This window comes from Nonomuraea sp. NPDC003707, from assembly GCF_053587055.1.
Window position 1 is genome coordinate 1 of record NZ_JBSFNK010000010.1, and the last position, 24,287, is coordinate 24,287.

Sequence of the window (24,287 nt, forward strand, 5' to 3'; positions counted from 1 at the left end):
TAGGTGGCCAGCTCCCCGGTCTCCAGGATCACCTTCAGGTGCGCGCCGCCGCAGGCCGCCTTGACCGCGACGATGTCCTCCCACACCTTCAGGTAACGGCCGGACAGGAACGCGCCCCGGTCGATCACCATGTCGATCTCATCGGCGCCCGCCGCCACCGCCAGCGCGGTGTCGCTGACCTTGACCTCCAGCGAGGAACGGCCGCTGGGGAAGGCGGTGGCCACCGAGGCCACCTTGACCCCGGTCCCGGCCAGCGCCCGGACCGCGACCTCGACCAGGTCGGGGTAGACGCACACGGCCGCCACCGGGCCGGCGCCGCCGCCGGGGTGAACGGCCTTGGTGCACATCGCCCGCACCTTGCCGGCCGTGTCGGCTCCTTCGAGGGTGGTCAGGTCGACCATGGAGATGGCCAGGTCGATGGCCTGTGCCTTGGCGGTGGTCTTGATCGAACGGGTGCCGAGCATCGCCGCCCGCTGGTCCGCGCCGACCCGGTCAACCCCGGGCAGGCCGTGCAGGAAAGCTCGCAACGCCGCCTCCGAAGAGGCCACGTCCGCGAGCGAGGTGGTCGCTACGCTCATCGCGATCGGGTCTTTCTCGTGCGTGAGGGGGCCGGCCAGCCGCCCGGCGGGGCGGTGGAGGCGCGTTCGATCAGCTTGGTGTCCAGGACGATGCGGCTGGCGCTGCCGCCGGCCTCGTCGGGGTCGAGCCGGCGCAGCAGCAGGCGCATGGCGAGCACGCCCTGCTCGACCATCGGCCGGTCGATGACGGTCAGGGGCGGCCTGAGCAGCGGGCCGGTGTCCAGGTCGTCGAAGCCGATCAGGCTGATCTGGCCGGGGATGTCGATCCGCATGTCGTGCAGCGCCTTGAGCACGCCCAGCGTCATGAGGTTGTTGGCGGCGAAGATGGCGGTGGGCGGCTCGGGCAGCGACAGCAGGGACAGCGTGAGCTGGTAGCCGCTGTGCTCCTTGAAATCGCCGACCAGGTCGTACTCGGGCGGCACCTCGATGCCCGCCTTGGCGAGTGTCCCGACGAACCCCTCGCGCCGCAGCCGCCCGGGGGTGGTGTCCAGGGTGCCGCTGATCGCGGCCACCTTGGTGTGCCCGAGGGCCAGCAGGTGCTCGGCCGCCTGCTTGCCGCCGCCGTCGTTGTCGACCAGCACGGCGTCGAACCGTTCGCCGCCGGCCAGGTCGCGGTCCACGAACACCAGGGGCACGTCGGCGTCGCGCACGTGCAGCGGCGTCTGGTCCTGCTCGGTGGCGGGGGCGAGGATGATGCCGTCGACCCTGCGCACCAGGTCCGCCAGCACGTCGTCCTCCTGCTCGCCGCTCTCGTCGCTGTTGGCGAGCAGGATGCGGTACGGCTCCGTACGCGTGACGGACTCCATGCCCTTGACCACCGCGGCGAAGTACGGGTTCGTGATGTCCGGGACGACGACGCCGATCGTGTTGGTACGCCCGGACTTCAGCGACTGCGCCGCGGCACTCGGCCAGTAGCCCAGCTCGTCGATGGCGGCCTGGATCGCCTCGTACGAGCGCACCCGCTGGCCCCGCAGAAAGCGCGAGACCGTGGCGGGAGAGACCCCCGCGCGAGCTGCTACGTCATGGATGGTGACCAAGTGAGCTCCAAACTGAAATCGATGTCAGTGATGATGGCAGGATCCGGCCACGGAGTGTCAATGGCATGTTTCCAAGTCGTTACTTCCACGGACATTTGCCCAACTCAGGGCCTCGTCCGGCCGCTCTTCTCCTGGACTTACTGAAACCGTTATCAGTAGAACGGGCGTAGAGGAAACATCGGATGTAGTAGCACTCATCCGCGCGGCAGCAGATCCCCCGGAGTCCCCGCCCAACGCTCCCGCCCGATACCGGCTCAGTGGCCAGGGCCTGGGCTGAGACAGCGGATGCAGGCCAGGGTGCGCGACTGATTCGCAACTCAGGAAACCCTTGACCACATCCGATGTTTCGCCTACGTTACCCGCAAGTCGAGAGTTGCGAAATTTTTCGCACAGCGCCAACACGACAGAGGGTGTCACGGATGTCCGATTCCCGTATCGACGAATTCCGGCAGCGCAGGTTCGGCCTGTTCATCCATTGGGGGCTCTACGCGCTGGCGGCCCGCCACGAGTGGGTCAAGCAGCGCGAGCACATGTCCGACGAGCAGTACCAGCGGTACTTCGAGCGCTTCGACCCCGATCTGTACGACCCCGACGCGTGGGCGGAGGCCGCGCAGCGCGCGGGGATGCGCTACACCGTGCTGACCTCCAAGCACCACGACGGCTTCTGCCTGTGGGATTCGGCCCTGACCGACTACTGCGTGAGCGGCACGCCGTACGGCAAGGACCTGATCGGCCCGTTCGTGCAGGCGTTCAGGGGCAGGGGCCTCGGGGTCGGGTTCTACTACTCGCTGCTGGACTGGCATCACCCGGACTTCCCGATCGACGGGCTGCACTCGTCGTACGTCGAGGGCGGCACGTTCCCCGACCGCGATGTCACGAAATATGCGGATTACCTGCATGGGCAGGTCGAGGAGTTGCTCACCCGCTACGGCCCCATCGACACGCTGTGGTTCGACTTCTCCTACGCCGGCCGGGTCAAGCAGGGCAAGCCGGTCTACGGCGGCAAGGGCAAGGCCGAGTGGCGCTCGGAGGAACTGGTCGACAAGATCCGCCGCATCCAGCCGGACATCCTGATCAACAACCGTCTGGAGCTGCCGGGCGACTTCACCACGCCGGAGCAGTTCCAGCCCCCTGGCCCGCTGTCGACGGTCTGGGAGGCCTGCCAGACGCTGAACGGAAGCTGGGGCTACGACCGGGACAACAACGCGTGGAAGTCGCCCGGCCTGCTGATCCGCATGCTGATCGACTCGGTCTCCAAGGACGGCAACCTGCTGCTCAACGTGGGGCCCAACGGCCGCGGCGAGTTCGAGCCCCGGGCGCTCGACACGCTGCGGGAGATCGGCGACTGGATGCGGCTGCACGGCCAGTCGATCCACGGCGCGGGGACGAGCGAGTTCCAGGCTCCCGAGCACTGCCGCTACACCCAGCGCGGCGACCGGCTCTACGTGCACCTCTTCTCCTGGCCGTACCGGCACCTGCACCTGCCGGGGCTGGCGGGCAAGGTCCGCTACGCGCAGTTGCTCAACGACAGGTCGGAGATCCGCATGTGGGCGCCCGACCCCAAGGTCGACAACGGGAACGTCAACTTCTTCACGATCCCCGAGGGCACCCTCACCCTCGAGCTTCCCGTGGAGCCGCCGGACGTGGCCGTCCCGGTGATCGAGCTCTTCCTCTGAACAGGCTGAAAGGCGATACCCCCCATGGACAACCCCCTGCGCGGTCTGAACACCACCGGCCTGAACCGGCGCCAGGTTCTCAGCCTCGCCGCGATGGCGGCGGCGGCCGTACCCCTCACCGCCTGCGGGAGCGGCGAGCGCACCCGCCAGGCCGGCCCGGCCTCCTCGACCGCCTCCGCGTCCGGCAACTCCGCGGTGATCAACCCGGACAGGCCGGAGAGCGCGCTGTTCCCCTACGCCGAGGCGGAGAAGCTCTTCGACTCGCTGCCCTGGCCCAAGACCAACGTGCCGGAGCCCACGTCCAAGGTCACCGTCACCGTCGCGATCATCCCGGGTCAGCGGCACGAGGTGCGGCACGCGCAGTTCGCCAAGTTCATCAAGAAGCGGCATCCGAACATCGAGATCAAGGTGGAGGTCACGCCGTTCGACGACTTCCGCACCAAGTACCTGACGGGCGCCGCCAGCGGCGTGCTGCCCGACATCATGTACTCGCAGTTCCAGTGGGGGCAGAGCTTCATCAAGAACAACCTGTACCTGCCGCTGGACGACTACATCGCGGCCACGCCCGAATTCAACCGCGCGGACTTCTCCAAGGCGGCGCTCAGCTACTGGGAGCGTGACGGCAAGCTCTACGCGCTGGGCACCGACTCGGCGCCCAAGCTGCTCTTCTACAACAAGGAGATCCTCGACAAGGCGGGCGCCAAGGCGCCTGACGCCTCCTGGACCTGGGACAAGCTCATGGAGGCGGCCCGCGGGCTGGTCTCGGGCACGGGCGCGCAGAAGATCTTCGGGTTCACGCCGGTGCCCAAACCCACCAGCGACCTCACCGCGACGTTCCTGCTCGCCCACGGCGGCCGTTACCTGACGGCCGACGAGACCAAGTGCGTGATCCAGGAGCCGGCCAGCCGCGACGTGCTCAAGCGCTGGATCGACCTGCTGATCAAGGACAAGGCGATGCCCGACCTGGCCGAGACGCAGGCGACGGCGAAGGTGGAGCCGTTCACGCTGGGCCGGGGCGCCCTGTACGTCGGCGGCGCGTGGAACATCGTCACCCTGCTCACCCTGCCCGCCGAGCAGCAGTTCGAGTGGAGCCTGACGCACGTGCCCAGCGGCCCCGAGGGCCGCTTCACCCCGGTCCTGGGCAGCGCCTTCGGCATCACCAGCAGGACGCGCAACCCCGAGGCGGCGTGGATCGTGCTCAACTCCCTGCGCTCCTACGCCGGCCACCGCTTCTTCCTCGACACCCCGCCGTCGCGGCTGTCGGCGTTCGAGGAGAACCTCCAGGACCTCAAGCTCGACAAGGAGGTGATCGACACCACCAAGGACTCGCTGCACAAGTACGGCACCAGCGACGGCGTGCTGAGGCTGCCCGCGACGCCCAAGCTTGAAGACCTGACCAAACCGATCTGGGAACGGGTCATGTCGGGGTCGCTGTCGGTGGACGAGGGGCTCAAGCAGGTCACCGAGCGCGTCACCCCGATGCTGGCGGAGAACGCCTGACCATGTCCGCCTCCCCGCTCGTCCGGCGCGAGGCCCGCCGGTTCCACCTGTTCGCCCTGCCGTGGAGCATCGGCTTCGTCTTCTTCACCGGCGGGCCCATCGTCGTGTCACTGGTGCTCAGCTTCACCCGCTACGAGCTGCTGTCGTCCCCGCAGTGGGTGGGCCTGGACAACTACGCCCAGCTGCTGCGCGACCCCGACTTCTGGATGGCGACGAAGAACACGGTGTACTTCGGCGCCGCCTCCGCCGCGGCCGGTGTCGTCTACAGCCTCGCCGCGGCGCTGCTGCTCAACATCAAGGTGCGCGGGCAGGCGATCTTCCGGACGATCATCTACATGCCGTCGGTGATCTCCGGCATCGCCACCGCCCTCCTCTGGATCCACGTGCTCCATCCCGACTACGGCCTGGTCAATTACCTGATCGGCCTGGTGGGCATCCAGGGGCCCGGGTGGTTGACCGACGCGAGCTGGGCGATCCCCGGCCTGGTCATCATGACGACCTGGACCACCGGGAACGCGATGATCATCTTCCTGGCCGGGCTGCAGGGCGTGCCCGTCTCGCTGTACGAGGCCGCGCACATCGACGGCGCCGGCTGGTGGAGCAGGTTCAGGCACGTGACGATCCCGATGATGTCGCCGGTCATCTTCTTCAACCTGGTCGTGGGCTTCATCGGCAGCCTGCAGGCCTACCAGCTCATCCTGTTCATGACCGACGGAGGGCCGGCCAACTCCACCCTGGTCCTGGGCCTGTACGTCTACCGCTACGCCTTCAAGTACTTCGAGATGGGCTACGCCTCGACGATCGCCTGGGCGCTGTTCTTCCTCGTCATCGTGTTCACCCTGATCCAGTTCGGGCTCGCGCGCCGCTGGGTCCACTACGAGGTCAAGTAGGTCACCAGATGGCAATCAAGGTCCTGCCCGCACAGGCCCGCCCGGTGGAGAAACGACCTGTGGCCCCCGCCCAGGCCGAGCGGATCCGTCGGATCCAGCGCCTGACGGCCTACGCGCTCCTCGTCCTGGCCTCGGCGGCGAGCCTGCTCCCGCTGCTGTGGATGCTCACCACCGCGCTCAAACCGGCCGGAGCCGTGCTGGAGTTTCCGCCGAGGTTCCTCCCCGAGGTCTTCACCTGGTCCAACTTCCCCGACGCGTGGACGAGCCTGCCCTTCAGCACCTTCCTGGTCAACAGCATCGTGGTGACCACGCTGTCGATCGTGGGCAATCTCGTCTCCTGCATCCTGCCCGCCTATGCCTTCGCGCGGCTGCGCTCGCGAATGCGTGGCATGGCCTTCGCACTGATGCTGGGCACGATGATGATCCCCGGGCAGGTGGTCATCGTGCCGAGGTTCCTCCTGTTCTCCAAGCTGGACCTGGTCGACACCTTCTGGCCGCTGTTCCTGCCCAACTTCTTCGGCACCGCGCTGTACATCTTCCTGCTCAGGCAGTTCTTCACCACGATCCCGCAGGAGCTGGTGGAGGCGGCGCGCATCGACGGCGCGGGGGAACTGCGGATCCTCTGGCGGATCATGATCCCGCTGTCCAAACCGGCGATCGCGACTGTGACGCTGCTGTCGTTCGTCGGGGCCTGGGGCGAGTACATCGATCCGCTGATCTACCTGCGCTCGACGGAGAACTACACGATCCCGCTCGGCATCTCGCTGTTCCGCGGCCAGTACTCCGACGACTACAACCTCATGATGTCGGTGTCCATCCTCGCCCTGGTGCCGGTCATCGTGGTGTTCCTGGCGGCGCAGAAGTACTTCATCAGGGGCATCATGCTCACCGGCATGGCGGGGAGGTAGGAAGTCTCCGCCCGCGCCTTTCGAAACATAGCGAAAGGCGCGGGCCCCGCGCCGTGCCGCCGTCGCTGAGAAGGCATCCGTCAGCCCGCCCACGCCTCCTTGCCGGTGGTGACCGGGCCGCCGGTCTTCGCCGACTCCTGGACGGCGAGGCCGATCAGGTGGTCCTGGCAGGCCTCGGCCAGCGGGTACGGCGGCGGGCCCTCCTGGCGCGCCCAGGCGCCCGTGCGTTCGAGGAGGTCCGCGACCGCGATGTCGTCGTCCGACCGGGACGTGCCCTCGAACGGGTTGCGGTAGACCACCCGCCCGTCGAAGCTGATGTGCTTGAGATCGCGCAGCTCCAGGCTGAGGTCGACGCCGGTGTCCCGCCGGATCAGCGCGGACTCCACCGGCGTCGTGGGGTCGACCAGCCGGATCACCCGGTCGTCGACCAGCTCGCCGATCGAGCCCCGCACCACGACGCGCCGCATCCGCAGGGGGTTCCACCACTGGTTGTCGGTGAAGTCGTACAGGCCCATCCTGCCGCCGAAGTCGAGGGTGGCGATGGTCGTGGTCAGCCGCTGCGGCGTGTCGTCGCCGGTCCACCCGCCGAACCCCAGCGGGTCGGCGAGCGGAGCCTCGAAGGCGCCGGCGCGCACCTCGACCGCGTCGAACCCGACGCCCAGCAGGCCGCGGATCAGCGACACCGCGTGGTAGAGGTGGGTCGAGGAAATCTGAACCGAGGTCGGCTCGCCGATCACGCCCTCCCGGACGAGCGCCAGCCGCGCCGCGTGCCCGGGCATCAGCAGATACTGCTCGGCCACCTGGACCAGGCCGGTGGCGCCCACGTCCCGCCACAACGAGCGCAGCCCGGCCAGGTCCGGCGCGGGCGGCGTCTCGGCGAGGACCGGAATCCCGTGCCCGGCCACCTCGCGGATCGCGTCCGGCATCGCGGCCCACGGCACCGCCGCGGCGAGGTAGTCGGGCCGCTCGTGCCGCAGCAGCTCGTCGATCGAGCGGAAGGCCGGTACGCCCCATTCGGCGGTGACCTCGTCGCCGCGCTCCGCGCTTCGGGTCACGACGCCGCCGACCCGTAGCCGGTCCGGCATCGCGGCCGCCAGCCGCAGGAAGAACCGGGTCCGCCGCCCGCTGCCGATCGCGCCGAACGTCGTGGTCATGAAACCGGGCCTCCTCGGGAGCCGGAGCGATCTCGTGCCGGATCGACTCCGGAACAACATACTCGGCAGGCTCTGTCTCGCCCCGTACGGGCGGCCGCTCGGCGAGAACAACCGACGGTGAACATTTCCGAACGGGCTGTCAGCGAACGACCCCTTAGGCCAGAATCGGTGGAGACCGTAATCGAGGAGGTTTTCCCTGTGCGCGCCGTTCTCACCGCCGTGCTCGCGACGCTCATCCTGTTGGCCACCGGGGCCGGTTCGGCCGGAGCCGCTTCATCCCGATCGTCCTTGCCCGGCGGAAAGGCCAACTTCGTGGTCACGCAGGGCTTCCTGCGTGCCTCGTCCACTCAGAACTGGGTGCGTCTGGGGACGTACCAGTTCAAGGCCAACGGCACCGTCAGCGCGAACACCTACCTCTGGTGGCAGCGCAACCCCGAGGGCAGGCAGGCCACCGGTGTCGTCCCCGACTCCAGCTGCTCGACCAAGGCGGGCGGCTCCAGCACCCGGGTACGCGCCTGCGACGTGCTGACCGCTCCCGGCTTCCCCGGCTCCCCGGACGAGGCCCGCACGGGGACGTACACCGTGGCCGGCAACGTGGTGAGCATCAGGTGGAAGATCGCCCAGACCTGGACCGAGAAGTGGCGGGTGCAGCTGTCGCCTGACCGCAAGCTCGCGCAACTGCAGCTCGCCGACAGCAGCCTGGCCACCAACGGGTACGGCTACGGCAGCAACGCCTCGCTCACCACCCGCCGGGCGATGAGCTCCGTGCGGGCCTTCGCCGGAGCCCTCAAGCAGGACCTGGTCTCCTGGTCGCGCAACACCATCGTGAAGTCCGACGGCCAGGTCTTCAAGCAGTCATCCTTCCGCAGCTGCGCCACCACGACCTGGTGCCTGACCTACCTGCAGCCCTCCTCCCCCGGCGCCTGCCAGAAGGCCGGCGGCTGCCCCAACTTCGGCGGCGGCACCAAGGCGAACGTCAGCTCCATCCAGTACTACCTCACCAAGATCTCCAACAACGATCGCCGTGACACCCTGTGGCACTGGTGCACCTGCCTGGCCATGGAGAGCAAGACGTTCTGCTATTCGGGCAACTCGCACATCAAACCGCTGTTGCAGATCATCGACGACAGCGGAGCCTTCCGCGGCTGGGTCGGCGCCGAGGCCTCGTTCTACAACGGGTCCAGGTCCAAGGACATGATGGCCGTGTTCCGCATCTCCGACTTCCGCTGACGTAGGCGCGCCGCTCCTGACTGTCCCGGGTCACGGATTTGTCAACCACGATTCTCGGTAAATAGTCGAACTGCTCCCGTATGGCCTCGCGTATCTCCCGGAGACCGGACTTCCACCCGGGTCATGAGACTTGAAGGAGCAACACATGCGGAATCCGCTCGGGGGGAGCCGACTCAGGTCATGGCGAGCAGTCGCTTCCTTAGGGGGAAGCATCGCACTTGTCCTGACCGGCTCCTCACTGTCCGCGCAGGCGGGCACGATGGCGGCGGCGCAGACCATCGTCTGCCCCAGCGTGGCGGACAAGCTCCCTGAAATACCGGCGGCCGCCAGGGCCGAAGTCGACAGAAACCTGGCCCTCCTGGAAACCCAGATCCAGGAGGCCAACAACCGACTCGCCCGCTCAGCCGGAGAAGGAGGCCCCAACTTCGTCCAGAACGCCATCCTCGGCCCGCTGGCCGACAAGCGCGCCGCCACCCTCGACCGCATCGCCATCTCCATCGGCCGCACCGGCCAGCGCCCCACCGGCCTCAACAACCTGGCCACCTGCAGACTCACCGGCACTGCCGATGGCGGCAACAACGGCGATAACGGCAACGGGGGTAACGGCGGGAACGGAGGTAATGGCGGCAACGGAGGTAACGAGGGGAACGGCGGCAACGGCTCGACCCAGGCGCCGAACCCCGGGAACACGGTGAGGCCGACCCAGGGAACAGGGTCGGGATCCGGGCAGACCATCGTCTGCCCCAGCGTCGCGGACAAGCTCCCCGAAGTTCCCGCCGCCGCCAGGGCCGAAGTCGACAGAAACCTGGCCCTCCTGGAAACCCAGATCCAGGAGGCCAACAACCGACTCGCCCGCTCAGCCGGAGAAGGAGGCCCCAACTTCGTCCAGAACGCCATCCTCGGCCCGCTGGCCGACAAGCGCGCCGCCACCCTCGACCGCATCGCCATCTCCATCGGCCGCACCGGCCAACGCCCCACCGGCCTCGGCAACCTGGCCACCTGCACACTCGGCAACGGCGGTAACAACGGTAACAACGGCAACGGTGGGAATGGCGGCAACGGGGGCAACGGCGGGAATGGGGGGAACGGCGGCAACGGCTCGCCCAGCCCCAGCCCGACCGGTGGCCAAGGCAACGGCAACGGTGAGGACCCCGCCAACGGCGTCGGGCCGTTCGCCCAGGACTTCGTCGACATCCGGCAGGTTCAGCCGGGCCAGTCCAACCTCGCCGAATTCGGGGCCGGCAGGAACGGCTCCCGCGGCACCTTCGTCGCCCAGTGCGGAAGGAACGAGAACCGCCACAACAACTCGGACAACTTCATCGTCACGCCCGGCGTGAGCGACGGGGCGCACCACCTTCACGACTACGTGGGCAACCTGACGACGGACGGGTTCTCCACCGACGAGAGCCTGGCCGCGGGCGGTACGACCTGCCAGCGGGGCGACAAGTCCGCGTACTTCTGGCCCGTGCTCAGGGACCGCACGTCGAACGAGAACGCCGACGACGAGCACGGCAACATCGGCCGGGTGCTGACGGCCCGCTCCGTTCAGCTCCAGTTCCGCGGCAACGCGAGCTCCCAGGTCACGGCCATGCCGAGGTTCCTCAGGCTGATCACCGGTGACGCCAAGGCCGCGACGAACGGCGGGGGCAACGCCCGCGCCGCGTGGACCTGCACGGGATTCCAGAACCGGATCACCGACAAGTACCCGCTGTGCCCGCGCGGCAGCCAGGTCGTCCGGATCCTGGACTTCCCGAGCTGCTGGGACGGCCAGAACATCGACAGCGCCAACCACCGCACGCACGTGGTCTTCCCCGGCCAGAACGGCGCCTGCCCCCAGGGCACCCAGGCGGTTCCCCAGCTGCGCATGACCCTCGCCTACTCGGTGCCGCAGGGTCAGTCGTTCGCCGTGGACGCCTTCCCTGAGCAGAAGCACAACCCGATCACCGACCATGCCGACTTCGCCAACGTCATGCCCGACAACCTGATGCGCGTCGTCGTCGACTGCATCAACCGGGGCCGCCGTTGCTGATCTGACACCCGGCCGGACCATCCCCTTCCCGGGGACGGTCCGGCCGTTCGGCTCTGATCATCCGGTGGCGAAGCGCTCGGGGCGGAAGTCCTTCAGGAGCGGATGCCTGGCGCCGGTGAGCACCTCGTACGCGGTGAGCTCGCCGGCGATGAGTCCCAGCGTCGCCCCCGAGTGGGTGAACGCCACATGGCACCCCGGCACCGCCTCCAGCTCGCCGAACACCGGCTCGCCGTCCCCCGGAATGGGTTTGCGGCCGAGCCGCCACGACGCCGCCTGGAGGGAGACCTCCCCCTGGAGCAGGGCGGACGCCTCGGCGAGAAGTTCCTTGACGTACGCCTCGTCGATCGAGCAGGAGCCGTCCTCGTGCTCGACGATGTGCTCCTCGTACCAGGAGTGGTCGATCGCGAACGTCGAGCCGGGATGGGGGCGCATCGCGGCACGTGGGGTGTTCAGCACCGTCACGGCCTCGGTCTCGACCGGCTCCGTGACGACGAGCATGGACAGCGGGGACGCGTCCGGGAGGTTCACGCCGAGCTCCGCGAGCACGGAAGAGGTCTGCGCGCCGCAGGCGACGACGACGGCGTCACCGCTCCAGGACCTGCCGTCGGCGGTGCGTACGCCGCGTGCCCGGCCGTCCTCCACCGTCACCGAGCAGCGGCCCGCGCCGGTGACGAGCCGTCCCCCGCGCCGGACCAGCTCGTCCGCGAGCTCCTGGATCAGGTGCGGCAGGGAGACCCAGCCCTCACCCGGGTTGTGGATCGCGACCCCGCCGCGCGGACCCGGCCGCACCCCGGCCACCCGCCCGCCGACGTCCGCCCGGTCGAGGAGGTGGGACTCGTAGCCGCGGTCGATCTCCTGCTCGTGCCGGGCGCGGGTCCGCTCGCCGCCGTCGGGGGTCGTCCACCACAGGCCGCCGTCGAACCGCAGCCACTCCAGGGCCGGGTCGGCGGCGAACCGCGTGCGGTAGCGGTCGATGCCGAGCAGGCGCAGGAGATGGTACGGGCCGGACCGCGCGCCCGCCGAGTTGAGCCAGGACAACGAGCGACCCGACGCCCCGCTGGCCAGCTCCGCCTCGGTGACCAGGACGACCTCGGCGCCGCCCCGCACGAGGTGCGCGGCGGTGGACACGCCGAGGATGCCGCCCCCGAGGACGACGACGCGCGCGGGCGCGGTGGGATCTGTCACGTGACTCCTCACTTCTTCGCGTTGGTGTGCGCGCGCTCGATGACGTCCAGGACGTCGACCGCGTCGCCGGGATCTACGGGCAGGTCCGCGCCGTCGCGCAGGGCGAGGGCGAGCAGGCGGTAGAACTCGGCGTAGTTCCCGCGCTCGGGCTCGACGGGCGTCGTCTCGCCGCCGTGACCCAGCAGGCCCCAACTGTCCTCGGGCTCCCGTCCGAACGCCGGGTCGGCCGGGCTCGTCCCGGCCTTCAGCGCGGCCTCCTGGCTGTCCAGCCCGTGCTTGACGTAGCCGTTCCGCGAGCCCAGCACCCGGAACCGGGGACCGGGCAGGGCCGCGACGCTGCTCATCGTCAGGCGCGAGCTCACGCCGCAGGCGTGCCGGAGGACCACGACCGTGTCGTCGTCGGCGTCGCAGCCGGGGCGCGGGTCACGGCGGTTGACGTCGGCCAGGACCTCCGTCACCGGGCCGAACAGCTGCAGGGCCTGGTCGATCAGATGGGTGCCCAGGTCGTAGAGGATGCCGCCGCCGTCGGCGACGCCGGTCTCGCCCTTCCACCCGCCGAGCCCGTCCGGGCGCCACCACTCGAAGCGGGACTCGAAGGCATGGACCGTGCCCAGCCGCCCGTCTTCGATCAGGCGCCGCAGGGTGCGGAAGTCGGCGTCCCAGCGGCGGTTCTGGAACACCGTGAGGCGCCGTCCCAGCTCGGCCGCCAGCGCGATCAGCTTGCGTCCTTCGGCGGCGGTCGGCGTGAAGGGCTTGTCGACGACGACGTCCAGCCCCGCCCGCAGGGCGTTCCCGGCCAGCTCGACGTGCGTCTGCGGCGGCGTACCCACGACGACGAGGTCCAGGTCGGCCGCGTGGGCGACGACGGCGTCAGCGGTCGCCGCCACCGTGGCGGACGGGTGGGCCGCGCGCGCCGCCGCCTGCCGGTCGGGATGGCCCGTGACGATGAGCCGCAGGTCGTACGCCGGGTCGGTGGCGAGGAACGGCGCGTGGAAGAAGCGGCCGGCCGTGCCGAAGCCGATGACGGCGACGCGAATCGGGGACTCGTTGCGCATGTCTTCCTCAGCCCTCCAGCCCGTAGGCGTCGCGGGCGGTCTCGGCCGAGATGACGCCCTCGCGCAGGTCCTTCTCGACCAGCTCGGGCGCCCGGCCCACCGGTGGGCCGTACCCGCCGGCGCCCGGGGTGGTGATCGTGACGACGTCGCCGGTGTTGAGCACCGTGTGCCCGTGGTCAATGGGCCGGGCCCCCTGGCTGACCGCCCAGCCGCCGCTCGCGCCGGACCCGCCGCCGAACAACCCCCACGGCCGGGACCGGTAGCGGGTGCCGTCCAGCCAGAACCCGATGCCGTCGGCCTCGACCCGCACCACGCGCCTGATGGCCATGCCGCCCCGGAACTCGCCGACGCCGCCGGAGCCGTCGACCAGCTCGTAGGCCTCCACGGTCAGCGGATATTCCTGTTCGAGGCTCTCGACCGGCAGGTTGCTGGTGTTGGTGACGTGCACCTGCACACCGTCGAGACCGTCCTTGGTGGCGCGGGCGCCGGACCCGCCGCCGATGGTCTCCAGGTACACGAAGTACTTGCCGGTCCGCGGGTCGAGCCCGTCGAAGTGGAAGCCGGTGTTCGAGCCGTTGTGCGCGGCCGTGACCCGGTCGGGCAGCGCGGGGGCGAGGGCGCCGTGGATGAGGTCCACGACCCGCTGGCAGGTCTCGGTACGGGCGTTGACCGCGGCGGGGGCGACGGCGTTCAGGATGCTGCCGCGCGGCGCGTCGATGTGGATCGACCGGATGACGCCGGCGTTCGGCGTGATGTCGGGATCGATGAGCGTCTTCACGGCGTAGTACACGGTGCTTTCGAGCGCGCCGTACACCATGTTGACGCTGGCCCTGACCTGCGGCGGGTTGCCGGAGAAGTCGAAGAAGAGCTCGTCGTCGCGCACGGCGATCACCACGCGGAGCGTGAGCTCCTCGTCGAGCTCGGGGCAGTCGAAACGGTCCTCGAACGTGTAGACGCCGTCCGGGACCTCCCGGATGGCGGCCCTGGTCTGGCGGTCGGCGTGGTCGAGCAGCGCCTGCGCGGCGGCGGCCATCGTCGGGATCGAGTGCCGCGCGCACAGCTCCCGGTAGCGGATGACCGCCGCCCGGTTGGCCGCCAGCTGGGCCTGGAAGTCGGACCGGCGCTCGTCGGGCACCTGGCAGTTCAGCAGGATCAGGTCGAACAGGTCCGTCTGCAGCTCCCCCGCGCGCAGCAGGCGTACCGGCGGGATGCGCAGGCCCTCCTGGAAGATGTGCGCGTGCCCGCGGTCGCCGAAGTCGGCGTGGTGGGCCAGGTTCGCCGCCCAGGCCACCAGCCGGCCGTCGGCGAAGATCGGGCAGGCGAGCACGATGTCGGGGATGTGGGTTCCGCCGCCGCTGTGGGGGTCGTTGGCGACGAACGTGTCCCCGTCGGCGATCTCATCGACGGCGTAGCGCTCCACGATCTTCCCGACCACGCCCATGAGGACGCCGAGGTGCGCCGGGTTGTGCTCGCCCTGCGCGATCAGCCGGCCCTCGGCGTCGAAGAACCCGGCGGTGCAGTCGCGGCGTTCCTTGATGTTCGTGCTGTACGCGGCCCGCACCATGGTCTCGACCATCTCCTCCACGATGGAGGCGAGGGCCGCTCCGATGACCTCAACGGAGATCGGGTCCAGCGGGGTCGTGTCGGTGGTGTTCATGACGCTCCGGGTGCTCACAGGTGGATGACGAGGTTGCGATGGGCGTCGACCTCCGCGGTGGAGCCGGGCAGGACGAGGGTGGTGGTGTCCATCTGCTCGACGATCGCGGGGCCCTCGACGACCGTCCCGGGCGCGAGCTCCGCCCGGTCGTGGACCAGGCACTCGTGGAAGCCGCCCAGCTCGGGCAGGTAGACGGCGCGCTTGCGGGGCTGCTCCCCCTCGGGACGCCCGCCGACGACCGGGCTCGACGACGGCCGCGCGTCGATCTCACCCCAGGCCTGTACGCGGAACGTCACGGCCTGGACGGGGCTGCCGGGGTTGGCATAGCCGTAGGCCCGCTCGTGCGCCGCGGCGAAGTCGTCGAGCGCGGCCGCCACGCTCTCCGCGGTGACCGGCCCGGCGGGGAAGGCGACGGTCAGCTCGTGGTTCTGGCCCGCGTAGCGGAGATCCACCTGGCGGCGCGTGCCGCGGGCCCGCTCTTCGATGTCGCTCGCCTCGAACCACCGCTCCGCCTGGGCGTCCAGCTCGGCGAAGACGGCCGCGACGTCGCCTGCTGACGGGTCCGCCGCGCCGAGTGCCATCGGCATGACCGCGGTACGCGAGAAGTCACTCCTGACGTCGGTGAGCAGCAGGCCGAGCGCCGACAGCGCCCCCGGCGACTCGGGCACGAGGATGGTCGTCATGCCGAGCTCCGCCGCCAGCCGGGAGGCGTGCAACGGGCCGGCCCCGCCGAAGGGCACCATGACGTAGTCGCGCGGATCGTGGCCGCGCTGGACGGAGATGACGCGGATCGCCCGGGCCATGTTGGCGGTGACCACCCTGATGATCCCCTGCGCCGTGTCCTCGATGCTCATGCCGAGCTCGGCGGCCAGCGTGCCCACCGCCCGGCGCGACGCCTCCGGGTCGATCTTCATGCGCCCGCCGAGAAAGTACTCCGGGTTGAGGACCTGCAGGACGACGTTCGCGTCGGTGACCGTGGGCAGGTCCCCGTGGCCGTAGCAGGCGGGGCCGGGGAAGGCTCCGGCGCTCTGCGGGCCCACCTTGAGCAGGCCGCCGCTGTCCAGGCGCGCCACCGAGCCGCCGCCGGCGCCGACGGTGTGGATGTCGAGCATGGCCGTACGGATCGCGCGTCCGTCCAGGTCCAGGCCGGAGCTGGTCCTGGGCGCGCCGCGCTGGACGAGGGAGACGTCGGTGGACGTGCCGCCCATGTCGAAGGTGATGATGTCCGGATGCCCGGCGGCGCTCGCGAGGCGCGCCGCGCCGACGACTCCCGTGCTCGGGCCCGACAGGACCATGCGGACGGGGTACTTCTCGGCCTCGGCGAAGGACACCACGCCGCCGTTGCTCTGGGTGACGTACGGCCGCACCGCGAGCCCCTTTTCGCCCAGTCTTTCCCGCAGCCGCGCCAGGTAGCCGGAGACCTTCGGGCCGAGGTAGGCGTTGGCGACGACGGTCGACAGCCGCTCGTACTCGCGGAACTCCGGCAGCACCTCGGACGACAGGGAGACGTAGGCGCCGGGGAACTCCTCTTCGATCCACCGCGCGAGGTGCCGCTCGTGGTCGGGGAGGACATAGCTGTACAACAGGCACACGGCGACGGCTTCGACCCCCTGGTCGCGCAGCCGGCGGATCTGCTCGCGGACCTCGTCCTCGTCGAGCGGGGTACGCACGGTGCCGTCGTGCCTGACCCGTTCGGTGACCTCGAGGCGCAGGTCGCGCGGCACGAGAGGGGCGGGCTTGTCGGCCTGGAGGTCGTACAGCCTGGGGCGGCGACCGCGGGCCAGCTCCAGCAGGTCGCGGAAGCCGCGGGTGGTCAGCAGGCCGGCCCGCGCGCCGGTCTCGGTCAGGAGCGCGTTGGTGCCGACGGTCGTGCCGTGCGCGAAGTAGGAGATGTCGGCGAATCCGCCGTCGCCGGCGATGCGGAGCAGCTCGGAAACGCCGTCGATGATCGCTTTGCCGGGGTCCTCCGGGGTGCTGGAGACCTTGAAGACGCGTAGTTCGTTGCGTTCTGTGTCGTAGAGACAGATGTCGGTGAAGGTGCCGCCGGTGTCGACACCGATGCGAAGGGCCATCGCCTTCGTTTCCTCTCGCCGGAGTTCGGCAGTTGCGACGTTCTTCGGGAGAACGTTCTCTGAACGTAGCCACCGATGCGCGGCACCGTCAAGGCGGCGATCGCCCCACGCCGGGTTTCGCCGAACCCGCGAGGCCGCGCGTCCCCTTCGTACGCGCGGAGCGAGCGGGGGCCTGGGGGCCGCGGCAGCGGGCGGGCCGGTGTGTCAGGCGGGGGGTGCCGCGACCGAGCCGCGGACGATCAGGGACGACTGCAGGATCGTCTCGCTGGGGGCGCTGCGCGGGCCCGGGCCGGCCAGCCGGCCGAGGAGGACCGTGCCGGCCGCGGCGCCGAGGTCGTACGCCGGCTGCGCGACCACCGACAGCTGCGGGCGCACCAGGGTGCTCCACTCGTGGTCGTCGAAGCCCATCAGGCTGATGTCCTCCGGGCAGCGCCGGTCGCCGTCCATGATGGCGCGGAAGGCTCCCCCGGTCATGACGTTGGTCGTCGCGAAGACGGCCGTCACGTCCGGCCTGGTGACGAGCAGGTCGCGCACCCGCTCGCACGCCGCGTCGGCGTCGTCGCAGCGCAGGACCCATCCCGGGTCGCAGGTGACGCCCGCCTCGTCGAGCGCGTCCAGGTAGCCCTTGAACCGCAGCGAGCTGGGGAACTCCGCCGCGCTCCTGCGCCGCCGGGAGGAGGGGCCGTCGCCGGGCGTGGCCGAGGTCACCACCGCGACCGCGCGATGCCCCAGGCCCAGGAGGTGGCCCACGGCCCGTTGCGCGGCGGCCCGGTTGTCGAGCAGCACCGAGTCGACGGGCCCGGCGCCGTCGTTGCGGCGGTCGAGCAGCACCAGCGGAACGCCCGCCTCGCGGACCCGACGCAGGTGGCCGCCCTCGGAGACGCTGGCCGAGGCGACGATCATGCCGTCGACGCGCTTGGCCATCAGCGCCTCCACCGCCGAGCGCTCCCGCGCCAGCTCCATCCTGGTGCTGACCAGCAACATCTCGTAGCCGGCGGCCCGCGCGCGGTCGGAGATCCCGTTGACCGCGCGGGCGAAGAAGGGGTTTTCGATGTCGCTCACGACCACGCCGATGACGCGGGTCGAGCCGGTCACGATGCTGCGCGCCACGTCGTTGGCCCGGTAGCCCAGCCGTCTGGCCGAGTCCTGCACCCGCCGCACCAGCTCCGGCGACGGGGTGCCGTAGCCGCCCAGCACCCGGCCGGCCGTGGCGGGCGACACTCCGGCGTCACGTGCGACATCGATGATCGTCGGTCGCCCAGCGGCCACGTACAGCGCCTCCCCCGCTCCGATGGTGGCGGCCCGTCCACGGCCTCGACGATCATCGTAGCGGCCCGCACTTGAATACTAGGTGACGAGTGCTTGACACATCGTCACGCCTGATTCTAGCTTCATGGGAGAACGTTCTCCCGACCGTACCACCCATGCGCGGTCCGCCACCGCCCGGACGCGGCACCCGCCACGACGACCCGCGCCCGCCGCGCCAGGCTTTCACCAGCGAAGACTACCCGCGCCGACCAGCTCGTCCGCGCCGGCGGCGGGCCCTCGACCACCTTTTACGTCGCCGCCGCATCCACCGTTCCACGAGGAGACCCCATGAGCACCCCCGTAGCCAACGACCCGGACGTCGTCCACACACCACGGGCTCGCCGGCGCCTGTTCGCCTCCACCATGATCGGCAACGCCGTCGAGTACTACGACTTCACGCTGTACGGGACGCTCGCCGCGGTCATCGCCTCCCACTTCTTCCCGGAGGGTGAGACCACGGCCGCCCTGCTGGCGGCGTACGTGGGAGTGGCGCTGTCCTACTTCATCCGGCCCATCGGCGCGATGGTCCTCGGCCCGCTGGCGGACCTGAAGGGCAGGCGGCCCGTCCTCGTCCTCACGATCGTGCTGATGACGGTCGGCACGGCGGGCATCGGGTTGCTGCCCACGTACGCGGCCGCCGGGGTCGTGGCGCCGGTCCTGCTGCTGACCGCGCGGGTCGTGCAGGGCCTCGGGGCCAGCGTGGAGTTCACCACCGCGGCGAACTTCCTGCTGGAGCACGAGGACCGGCGGCGCCGCAACTACGTGCTGGGCACCCTGAACTCCACCGCGTCGATCGGGTCGTTCCTCGCGGCCGGGGTGGCGTTCCTCCTGACCCAGACCATGTCGACGGAGGCCTTCGCGAGCTGGGGCTGGCGGATCCCGTTCCTGCTGGCGATCCCCCTGTCCGCGGTGGCGGTCTACATCCGCAAGCGGCTGAGCGAGAGCCCCGAGTTCGAGGCGGTGCAGCGCCTCACCGAGCAGCAGAAGGTCCCCCAGACCCCGCTGCGGACGGCGGTGCGCTACTACTGGCCCGACATGCTGCGCTCGATCGGGCTGAGCGCGGGCCAGCGGATCGGGTCGTTCGTCATCCAGGCGTACTTCGTCACCGCGCTGATCAGCGCCGGCTTCCCCACCTCGCTCGCCCTGCTCGCGTCGATGATCACGTACGTGGTCGGCCCCGTGCCGAGCATCTACGGCGGCTACCTCGCCGACAAGTACGGCGCCCGCGTGCCCCTGCTCATCGGCTACGGGCTGTTCATCGTGCTGACGGTGCCCACGTTCATCGGCATCGGCAGCGGCTCCATCCTCATCGCCGTGCTGGCGGTCGTGGGCTTCACGATCATCAACAACATCATCTCGGCGCCGATGATGGCGGCCGCCATACTCAGCTTCCCCCCGGAGGTCCGCTCCAGCGCGGCGGCCCTGAACTTCAACGTCGCGACCTCGCTCATCGGCTCCACCGCCGGTCTCGTCGCCGTCTGGCTGCACGACATCACCCAGAGCGACGTGACCTTCGGCTGGTACATGACCGCGTTCTGCCTGCTGTCCTTCCTGATCGCCATCTTCGCGCTGCCGACCGGCGCCCGCCGCGAGCTCCCCACGAACCTCCTGGCCGAGCGGAGGTGACCGCTACATCGTCGCCTCCGACACCGAGCGGCGGACCGACCCCTTGTCGTCGGAGGTGACGCCCAACCTCATGATCATCTGCGGGTACTCGTCCGAGCAGAGCTCGTGGCGCAGGAACTCGCGCAGCAGATCCATCTCCAGCGCCTGCGTGTGGAAGGCGGCGCTGACACCGTAGGCCGCGGCCTCCAGCAGGACGTGCTGCAGCGCCTGCCCGGCATCGATCCACTCCTGGCGGCCGTCGCCCCGCGTGGTGAGCAGCGCCACGACTCCGGCACACGTCTCGGTCCGCTGGTCGGCCTGGCTGCCCCAGTCGTGCCCCCAGGAGTAGTCGCGCTGGGGGAAGTCCGGGTCCGTGCGTACCGCCTGGCGGGGGTAGCCCTCGGCGGGCACCCCGTCCTTGCGGGCGCTGCCCGGCGGCCGGGCCCAGCGGACCACCTCCAGGCCGAAGCGGCGGTCCTGCGCCTGGATGCCCTGCGCGGCCTGGGTGAGGGCTGCGATGACCCTGACCGCGTCCGGGGAACGGACGGGGGTCAGCCTGGCGCCCTCCTCCATGGCCGCGCGGGTCAGCCGTTCGATCAGCCTGTCGGGCACCGGCACGTCGGCGAAGCCGGCGCGGTGGGTGCGGCGCCGCTCGATCTCCTTGCCGAGAGTCTTGAGGGACTCGTCGGGGGCCATTTCGGCGCCCGGCCGGAGCCTGGCGAGCAGCGAGGGGCGGTCCGGGTCCGGCAGCGTACGCACCACGGGCTCCCAGCCTTCGCAGCGCATGGCCGTACGGAGGGTGTAGAGCGCAGCGCCGCAGCTGATCAGCAGCTCGCGGCCGGAGGTGTCGCTGACGCGCAGTTTTCTGTCCGGGTCCGCCCGCAGGCTGATCTCCTCCCCCGAGGTCGTGAAGATCCAGGGCTGCGTGTTGTGTATGGACGGCGCCCAGCGCGCGGCCTCCAGCGCGGTGTCGATCGCGTGCTTCGCCGATAGGACAGCCATGGCTTCCACCTCCGTCGGGCCCTCTGTCCAGCCCATCACACCCTCCACTTCCGGGTCAGGGCCGAAGGTCCCCGGCCGCCAGGGCCGTCAGGCCCTCTATCGGCGGTGACGAAGGGACTTTCGCCTCTAACGCGGAGGTGGCACCAGCAGGGAAGTTAAGGGTATGCAGCTCGATTCGTCCGGACTTCAGGTGCTCTCCCGCGAGGAGTGTCTCGGCCTGCTGTCCACGACCCCCATCGGCCGGATCGTGTTCACCGAACATGCCCTGCCGGCCGTGCAGCCGGTCAACTTCCACCTCGACGGCCGCTCCATCGTGATCCGGACCTCGATCGGGTCGAAACTGGCGGCCGCCACGCGGCACGCCGTGGTGGCCTTCGAGGCCGACGAGTTCGATTCCGAGCTGCGTACGGGCTGGTCCGTCACTGCGGTCGGGCAGGCGCGGGCAGTGACGGACCCGGACGAGATCCACCGGCTGGCGGCGCTGCCGTTGACCACCTGGGTGCCGGGGAACCGGGACCACTACATCGTGGTCGACGCCCAGGAGGTGTCCGGCCGGCGCATCACCCCCTGAGGGCGCTTGAGGGCGCTGCTGTTCGCGCGTTTGACGAATCCAGGAAAAAGCGCGGGATTCATAGCAAGCCATCAGGCAACAGTAATAGCAACATCACTGTCTGTAATCGGGGTGAAGTAATGCGCAAAGTGATCATTCTGACTGTGGCCGTGGCCGCCGCTGCCGCGCTGACGATGGCGGGCCTGGCGGTCCTTCGAGGCGACTCGCGTTCGGCCAAAGCCCGCTAGGCGGACCTGGGGCCAGGACCCCGAAGTCCCGCAGTTCGCGTCGCGGACTGCGGGAAGGTCGCGAGTTGTGGGAAGGTCGCGGGCTGCGGGAAGGCCGTCACTTCCGCATCCCGCACGGCATGCTCCAGCCCTTGAACCAGTGGGCCAGGTACCGCTGCATCCGGAACATCTCGGCATGCCGGGTGTCGCGCATCCTGACGGCGAAGCCGGCGGTCTCGGCGTGCGTTGCCCGCCCGGACATCAGCAGTTGCTGGGACATCGAGACCGCGGCCATGTGATGCGGAATCATGTCGAGCAGGAACGCATTGTCCAGCGCGTCGCCCGACAGCTCGGAAAGATCGCGGATCATCGGCTGGTAGCCGGTCACCGTCCCCGAACGCCCTGGATACCACTTGTCCAGCCAGGCCCTCATCGTGGCGATGTCGGCGCTCTGCCGGGCGATGATCGAGGCTCCGAGAGCGCGCATCTGCGGCCGGTCCGAGCGCCGTAGTTGCCGGGCCGCCGTCACGGCTTCTTGATCGTGAGCCACCATACGGGCCAGATAGCCGGCCTCGTCGGTGACGTTCATGCTGCGCGTGGACCCGTACGGCCCGGTCAGGCTCCGCTCCGTCGGTGTGGCGTTGCGCTGCTCGACGATGGCCTGCTGGGCGATGCCGGTGGCCGTTGCGGCAAGGCCGGTAACCGCGACGGCCGCCAGCGCGGAACCGGCCGCGATCCCCGCCACTGCCGAACGTTTCATCTCGGCTCCCCGTGTTCGATTCCCCTTCCTCTCCATGCTCCGGGGTGGCTCACCGCGTCCGACAGGGCCTTACGCCCCATACGATCAGGACCAACGTCCTTCCAGCGGAGCCGATCTCACAGGGGGATCCGCCAGCACAGCCGTGTCCCGCCCGCTTCGGGCGTCGTGAGCTCCGCGCTGCCGCCCAGCCGGGTGGCGCGTTCCTCGATGTTGCGCAGGCCGCTGCGGCGTCCCGGCTCCCCCAGGCCGACGCCGTTGTCCGTGACCACGAGCACGAGCCCGCCGCCCGCGGCCTCGACGAGGACATCGACGCTCGTCGCGCGGGAGTGGCGGACCACGTTGGACAGGGCCTCGCGCAACACGGCCAGCAGATGATCGGCGACCGGCTCGGGCACCAGCGCGTCGATCTGCCCTTCCATGCGCAGGCCCGGCATGAAGCCCAGGTGGCCCGCGGCCCCCTCCACCAGCTCCACGATCCGGCCCCGCAGGCTGGGAACGGGCTGCTCGCCGGAGCCCTGCAGCGCGAAGATGGACGAGCGGATCTGCCGGATCGTCCCGTCCAGCTCGTCGATCGCGTGCTGGACCCGCTTGGCCGCCTCCGGCCGCTCCACCAGCCGGATCGTGCTCATCAACGTCATCGCGGTGGCGAACAGCCGCTGGATGACCACATCGTGCAGATCTTTGGCGATGCGATCGCGATCTTCCAGCAGGCCGAGCCGTTCGGCGTCCCTGCGCGCCTCGGCCAGCTCCAGCGCGATCGCCGCCTGACCGGCGAACGCCTGCAGCACCTGCTCGTCCGCCCCGCTGAACGGCAACCGCCCGGTCCGCTTGGCCAGCACCAGCACCCCGCGTATGTTCGGCGCGGCGCCGAGCGGCACCATCATCACCGGCCCGTAACCCAGCCGCCGCAGCGGCGAGCCAGGGCGGGGGCTGCTCTGCATGTCCGGGTCGGACATCGCCTCGCCCTGGACGAACACGTCGCCCGCGAGCGTCTCCGACACCACGAAGACGGCGCCCAGCAGCTCCTGCTCGCCCTCGCCCTCCGCGAACTCCACGATCAGCGACTCCCTCGACGGCTCCGGCATGAGCACCTCGACCAGGTCCGCATCGGTCATCGCGAGGGCGGAGTCGGCCACCAGGCTCAGCACCTGATGCGGGTCGGCACCGGACAGCAGGCGCGTGGTCACCTCGGCCGACGCCTGCAGCCAGGTTTCCCGCCGCCGGGACTCCTCGTACAGGCGGGCGTTGTCCACGGCGACGCCCGCCGCGGTGGCCAGCGCCACGACGACGGTCTCGTCCTCATCGTCGAACTCGCCGCCGCCGCGCTTCTCGGTCAGGTAAAGGTTTCCGAAAACTTCCTCGCGCACCCGGATCGGGACGCCGAGGAAGGTGCCCATCGGCGGATGCCCCAGCGGGAAGCCGTACGACTCCGGGTGGTCGGCGATGCGGCCCAGCCTGAGCGGCCGCGCGTCCTTGATCAGCAGGCCCAGCAGGCCCAGGCCGTGCGGCCAGTGCTCGATCCTGGCGATCTCCTCCTCGGTCAGCCCCACCGGGATGAACTGGATGAGCGTGTTCTCGTGGCCGACCACGCCCAGCGCGCCGTAGCTGGCGTCCACGAGCTTGGTCGCGGTCTCCACGATGCGGCGCAGCACGGTCTCCAGATCGAGCTCGCTGCCCACCGACACCACGGCCTCGAGCAGTACGTGCACCCGATCCCGGGTGGCCAGCACGGCATTGAGCCGTACCTGCAGCTCGGCCAGCAGCTCGTCGAGCCGAACCTGCGGCATCACCGGATGATGCTCGCTCTCCACATCTTCAAGTGTCGCACCAGGCCGGCGGCGGTGTCTCTCGCGGTGCTCCCGGC

The 24,287-nt window shown here is 70.0% G+C and carries 19 protein-coding genes; 8 read left to right on the top strand and 11 right to left on the bottom strand.

The window, feature by feature from the left end; translation table 11 throughout:
- Both deoC and ACWDRB_RS26075 read right to left on the bottom strand, forming a co-directional pair.
- Window positions 1-578: 2-deoxyribose-5-phosphate aldolase (gene deoC, locus ACWDRB_RS26070; RefSeq protein WP_449897673.1), on the bottom strand; the 578-nt coding region annotated here is incomplete at its 3' end.
- Window positions 575-1,615 carry a LacI family DNA-binding transcriptional regulator gene (locus tag ACWDRB_RS26075; protein ID WP_350727607.1) on the bottom strand — a complete coding sequence of 347 codons (1,041 nt, stop codon included), beginning with the start codon at window positions 1,613-1,615 and terminating at the stop codon, window positions 575-577. The genes ACWDRB_RS26075 and deoC, both read right to left, overlap by 4 nt.
- 419 nt (window positions 1,616-2,034) lie before the next feature.
- Between ACWDRB_RS26075 and ACWDRB_RS26080 the strand changes: the two genes are divergently transcribed.
- Genes ACWDRB_RS26080 through ACWDRB_RS26095 form a run of 4 tightly spaced genes read left to right on the top strand, consistent with a single transcriptional unit; the run spans window position 2,035 to window position 6,589 of the window.
- A complete protein-coding gene (locus ACWDRB_RS26080; RefSeq protein ID WP_449897675.1) occupies window positions 2,035-3,291 on the top strand; it encodes an alpha-L-fucosidase in 1,257 nt (418 codons plus the stop codon).
- A gap of 24 nt (window positions 3,292-3,315) precedes the next feature.
- The gene (locus ACWDRB_RS26085) at window positions 3,316-4,791 is read left to right on the top strand and encodes an ABC transporter substrate-binding protein (RefSeq protein ID WP_449897677.1); all 1,476 of its coding nucleotides are present in this window, start codon (window positions 3,316-3,318) and stop codon (window positions 4,789-4,791) included.
- Window positions 4,792-4,793: 2 nt separating this feature from the next.
- On the top strand, window positions 4,794-5,681 hold the full coding sequence (locus ACWDRB_RS26090) for a carbohydrate ABC transporter permease (RefSeq protein ID WP_449897680.1): 888 nt from the start codon (window positions 4,794-4,796) through the stop codon (window positions 5,679-5,681).
- 8 nt (window positions 5,682-5,689) lie between these two features.
- The gene (locus ACWDRB_RS26095) at window positions 5,690-6,589 is read left to right on the top strand and encodes a carbohydrate ABC transporter permease (RefSeq protein WP_449897682.1); all 900 of its coding nucleotides are present in this window, start codon (window positions 5,690-5,692) and stop codon (window positions 6,587-6,589) included.
- Window positions 6,590-6,669: 80 nt separating this feature from the next.
- Here the strand turns inward: ACWDRB_RS26095 and ACWDRB_RS26100 are convergent, their stop codons facing one another.
- Window positions 6,670-7,743, bottom strand: a complete 1,074-nt coding sequence (locus tag ACWDRB_RS26100; RefSeq protein ID WP_449897685.1) for a Gfo/Idh/MocA family protein — start codon at window positions 7,741-7,743, stop codon at window positions 6,670-6,672.
- A gap of 198 nt (window positions 7,744-7,941) precedes the next feature.
- Between ACWDRB_RS26100 and ACWDRB_RS26105 the strand changes: the two genes are divergently transcribed.
- Window positions 7,942-8,973, top strand: a complete 1,032-nt coding sequence (locus ACWDRB_RS26105; protein ID WP_350727601.1) for a hypothetical protein — start codon at window positions 7,942-7,944, stop codon at window positions 8,971-8,973.
- Between the two features lie 259 nt (window positions 8,974-9,232).
- Window positions 9,233-11,002 (top strand): DUF1996 domain-containing protein, encoded by a 1,770-nt coding sequence (locus ACWDRB_RS26110; RefSeq protein WP_449897689.1) that lies wholly within the window; start codon window positions 9,233-9,235, stop codon window positions 11,000-11,002.
- Between the two features lie 57 nt (window positions 11,003-11,059).
- On the opposite strand, the gene ACWDRB_RS26115 is transcribed toward ACWDRB_RS26110, so the two are convergent.
- From ACWDRB_RS26115 to ACWDRB_RS26135, 5 genes are all read right to left on the bottom strand, one after another.
- The gene (locus tag ACWDRB_RS26115; RefSeq protein WP_449897691.1) at window positions 11,060-12,187 is read right to left on the bottom strand and encodes an NAD(P)/FAD-dependent oxidoreductase; all 1,128 of its coding nucleotides are present in this window, start codon (window positions 12,185-12,187) and stop codon (window positions 11,060-11,062) included.
- An 8-nt stretch (window positions 12,188-12,195) separates the two neighbouring features.
- Window positions 12,196-13,242: a Gfo/Idh/MocA family protein gene (locus ACWDRB_RS26120; protein WP_449897693.1), complete on the bottom strand. Its 1,047-nt coding sequence runs from the start codon at window positions 13,240-13,242 to the stop codon at window positions 12,196-12,198.
- Window positions 13,243-13,249: 7 nt separating this feature from the next.
- Complete coding sequence (locus tag ACWDRB_RS26125) at window positions 13,250-14,899, bottom strand: hydantoinase B/oxoprolinase family protein (RefSeq protein ID WP_449897695.1); 1,650 nt, start codon at window positions 14,897-14,899, stop codon at window positions 13,250-13,252.
- 14 nt (window positions 14,900-14,913) lie between these two features.
- Complete coding sequence (locus ACWDRB_RS26130) at window positions 14,914-16,971, bottom strand: hydantoinase/oxoprolinase family protein (RefSeq protein ID WP_449897698.1); 2,058 nt, start codon at window positions 16,969-16,971, stop codon at window positions 14,914-14,916.
- A gap of 204 nt (window positions 16,972-17,175) precedes the next feature.
- Window positions 17,176-18,240, bottom strand: coding sequence for a LacI family DNA-binding transcriptional regulator (locus ACWDRB_RS26135; protein WP_363984685.1), 1,065 nt, complete (start codon window positions 18,238-18,240; stop codon window positions 17,176-17,178).
- Window positions 18,241-18,567: 327 nt separating this feature from the next.
- Here ACWDRB_RS26135 and ACWDRB_RS26140 point away from each other — a divergent pair, with 327 nt between their 5' ends.
- Window positions 18,568-19,905, top strand: coding sequence for an MFS transporter (locus ACWDRB_RS26140; protein ID WP_449897702.1), 1,338 nt, complete (start codon window positions 18,568-18,570; stop codon window positions 19,903-19,905).
- Between the two features lie 3 nt (window positions 19,906-19,908).
- Here the strand turns inward: ACWDRB_RS26140 and ACWDRB_RS26145 are convergent, their stop codons facing one another.
- A complete protein-coding gene (locus tag ACWDRB_RS26145) occupies window positions 19,909-20,886 on the bottom strand; it encodes an Acg family FMN-binding oxidoreductase (protein ID WP_350727598.1) in 978 nt (325 codons plus the stop codon).
- A 163-nt stretch (window positions 20,887-21,049) separates the two neighbouring features.
- Between ACWDRB_RS26145 and ACWDRB_RS26150 the strand changes: the two genes are divergently transcribed.
- Entirely contained in the window at window positions 21,050-21,457 is a 408-nt protein-coding gene (locus ACWDRB_RS26150) for a pyridoxamine 5'-phosphate oxidase family protein (RefSeq protein ID WP_350727597.1), read from the top strand.
- A gap of 324 nt (window positions 21,458-21,781) precedes the next feature.
- On the opposite strand, the gene ACWDRB_RS26155 is transcribed toward ACWDRB_RS26150, so the two are convergent.
- Both ACWDRB_RS26155 and ACWDRB_RS26160 read right to left on the bottom strand, forming a co-directional pair.
- Window positions 21,782-22,423, bottom strand: a complete 642-nt coding sequence (locus ACWDRB_RS26155; RefSeq protein WP_449897705.1) for a DUF305 domain-containing protein — start codon at window positions 22,421-22,423, stop codon at window positions 21,782-21,784.
- A gap of 116 nt (window positions 22,424-22,539) precedes the next feature.
- Window positions 22,540-24,210, bottom strand: a complete 1,671-nt coding sequence (locus ACWDRB_RS26160) for a GAF domain-containing protein (protein ID WP_449897706.1) — start codon at window positions 24,208-24,210, stop codon at window positions 22,540-22,542.
- Between the last annotated feature and the right edge of the window lie 77 nt (window positions 24,211-24,287).

What these genes read in the sequence shown, in the direction of transcription:
- ACWDRB_RS26080 (WP_449897675.1), top strand. Translation starts at nt 2,035, where the DNA reads ATGTCCGATTCCCGTATCGACGAATTCCGGCAGCGCAGGTTCGGCCTG.
- ACWDRB_RS26085 (WP_449897677.1), top strand. Translation starts at nt 3,316, where the DNA reads ATGGACAACCCCCTGCGCGGTCTGAACACCACCGGCCTGAACCGGCGC.
- ACWDRB_RS26090 (WP_449897680.1), top strand. Translation starts at nt 4,794, where the DNA reads ATGTCCGCCTCCCCGCTCGTCCGGCGCGAGGCCCGCCGGTTCCACCTG.
- ACWDRB_RS26095 (WP_449897682.1), top strand. Translation starts at nt 5,690, where the DNA reads ATGGCAATCAAGGTCCTGCCCGCACAGGCCCGCCCGGTGGAGAAACGA.
- ACWDRB_RS26100 (WP_449897685.1), bottom strand. Translation starts at nt 7,743, where the DNA reads ATGACCACGACGTTCGGCGCGATCGGCAGCGGGCGGCGGACCCGGTTC.
- ACWDRB_RS26110 (WP_449897689.1), top strand. Translation starts at nt 9,233, where the DNA reads ATGGCGGCGGCGCAGACCATCGTCTGCCCCAGCGTGGCGGACAAGCTC.
- ACWDRB_RS26120 (WP_449897693.1), bottom strand. Translation starts at nt 13,242, where the DNA reads ATGCGCAACGAGTCCCCGATTCGCGTCGCCGTCATCGGCTTCGGCACG.
- ACWDRB_RS26125 (WP_449897695.1), bottom strand. Translation starts at nt 14,899, where the DNA reads ATGAACACCACCGACACGACCCCGCTGGACCCGATCTCCGTTGAGGTC.
- ACWDRB_RS26130 (WP_449897698.1), bottom strand. Translation starts at nt 16,971, where the DNA reads ATGGCCCTTCGCATCGGTGTCGACACCGGCGGCACCTTCACCGACATC.
- ACWDRB_RS26140 (WP_449897702.1), top strand. Translation starts at nt 18,568, where the DNA reads ATGAGCACCCCCGTAGCCAACGACCCGGACGTCGTCCACACACCACGG.
- ACWDRB_RS26145 (WP_350727598.1), bottom strand. Translation starts at nt 20,886, where the DNA reads ATGGCTGTCCTATCGGCGAAGCACGCGATCGACACCGCGCTGGAGGCC.
- ACWDRB_RS26150 (WP_350727597.1), top strand. Translation starts at nt 21,050, where the DNA reads ATGCAGCTCGATTCGTCCGGACTTCAGGTGCTCTCCCGCGAGGAGTGT.
- ACWDRB_RS26155 (WP_449897705.1), bottom strand. Translation starts at nt 22,423, where the DNA reads ATGAAACGTTCGGCAGTGGCGGGGATCGCGGCCGGTTCCGCGCTGGCG.
- ACWDRB_RS26160 (WP_449897706.1), bottom strand. Translation starts at nt 24,210, where the DNA reads ATGCCGCAGGTTCGGCTCGACGAGCTGCTGGCCGAGCTGCAGGTACGG.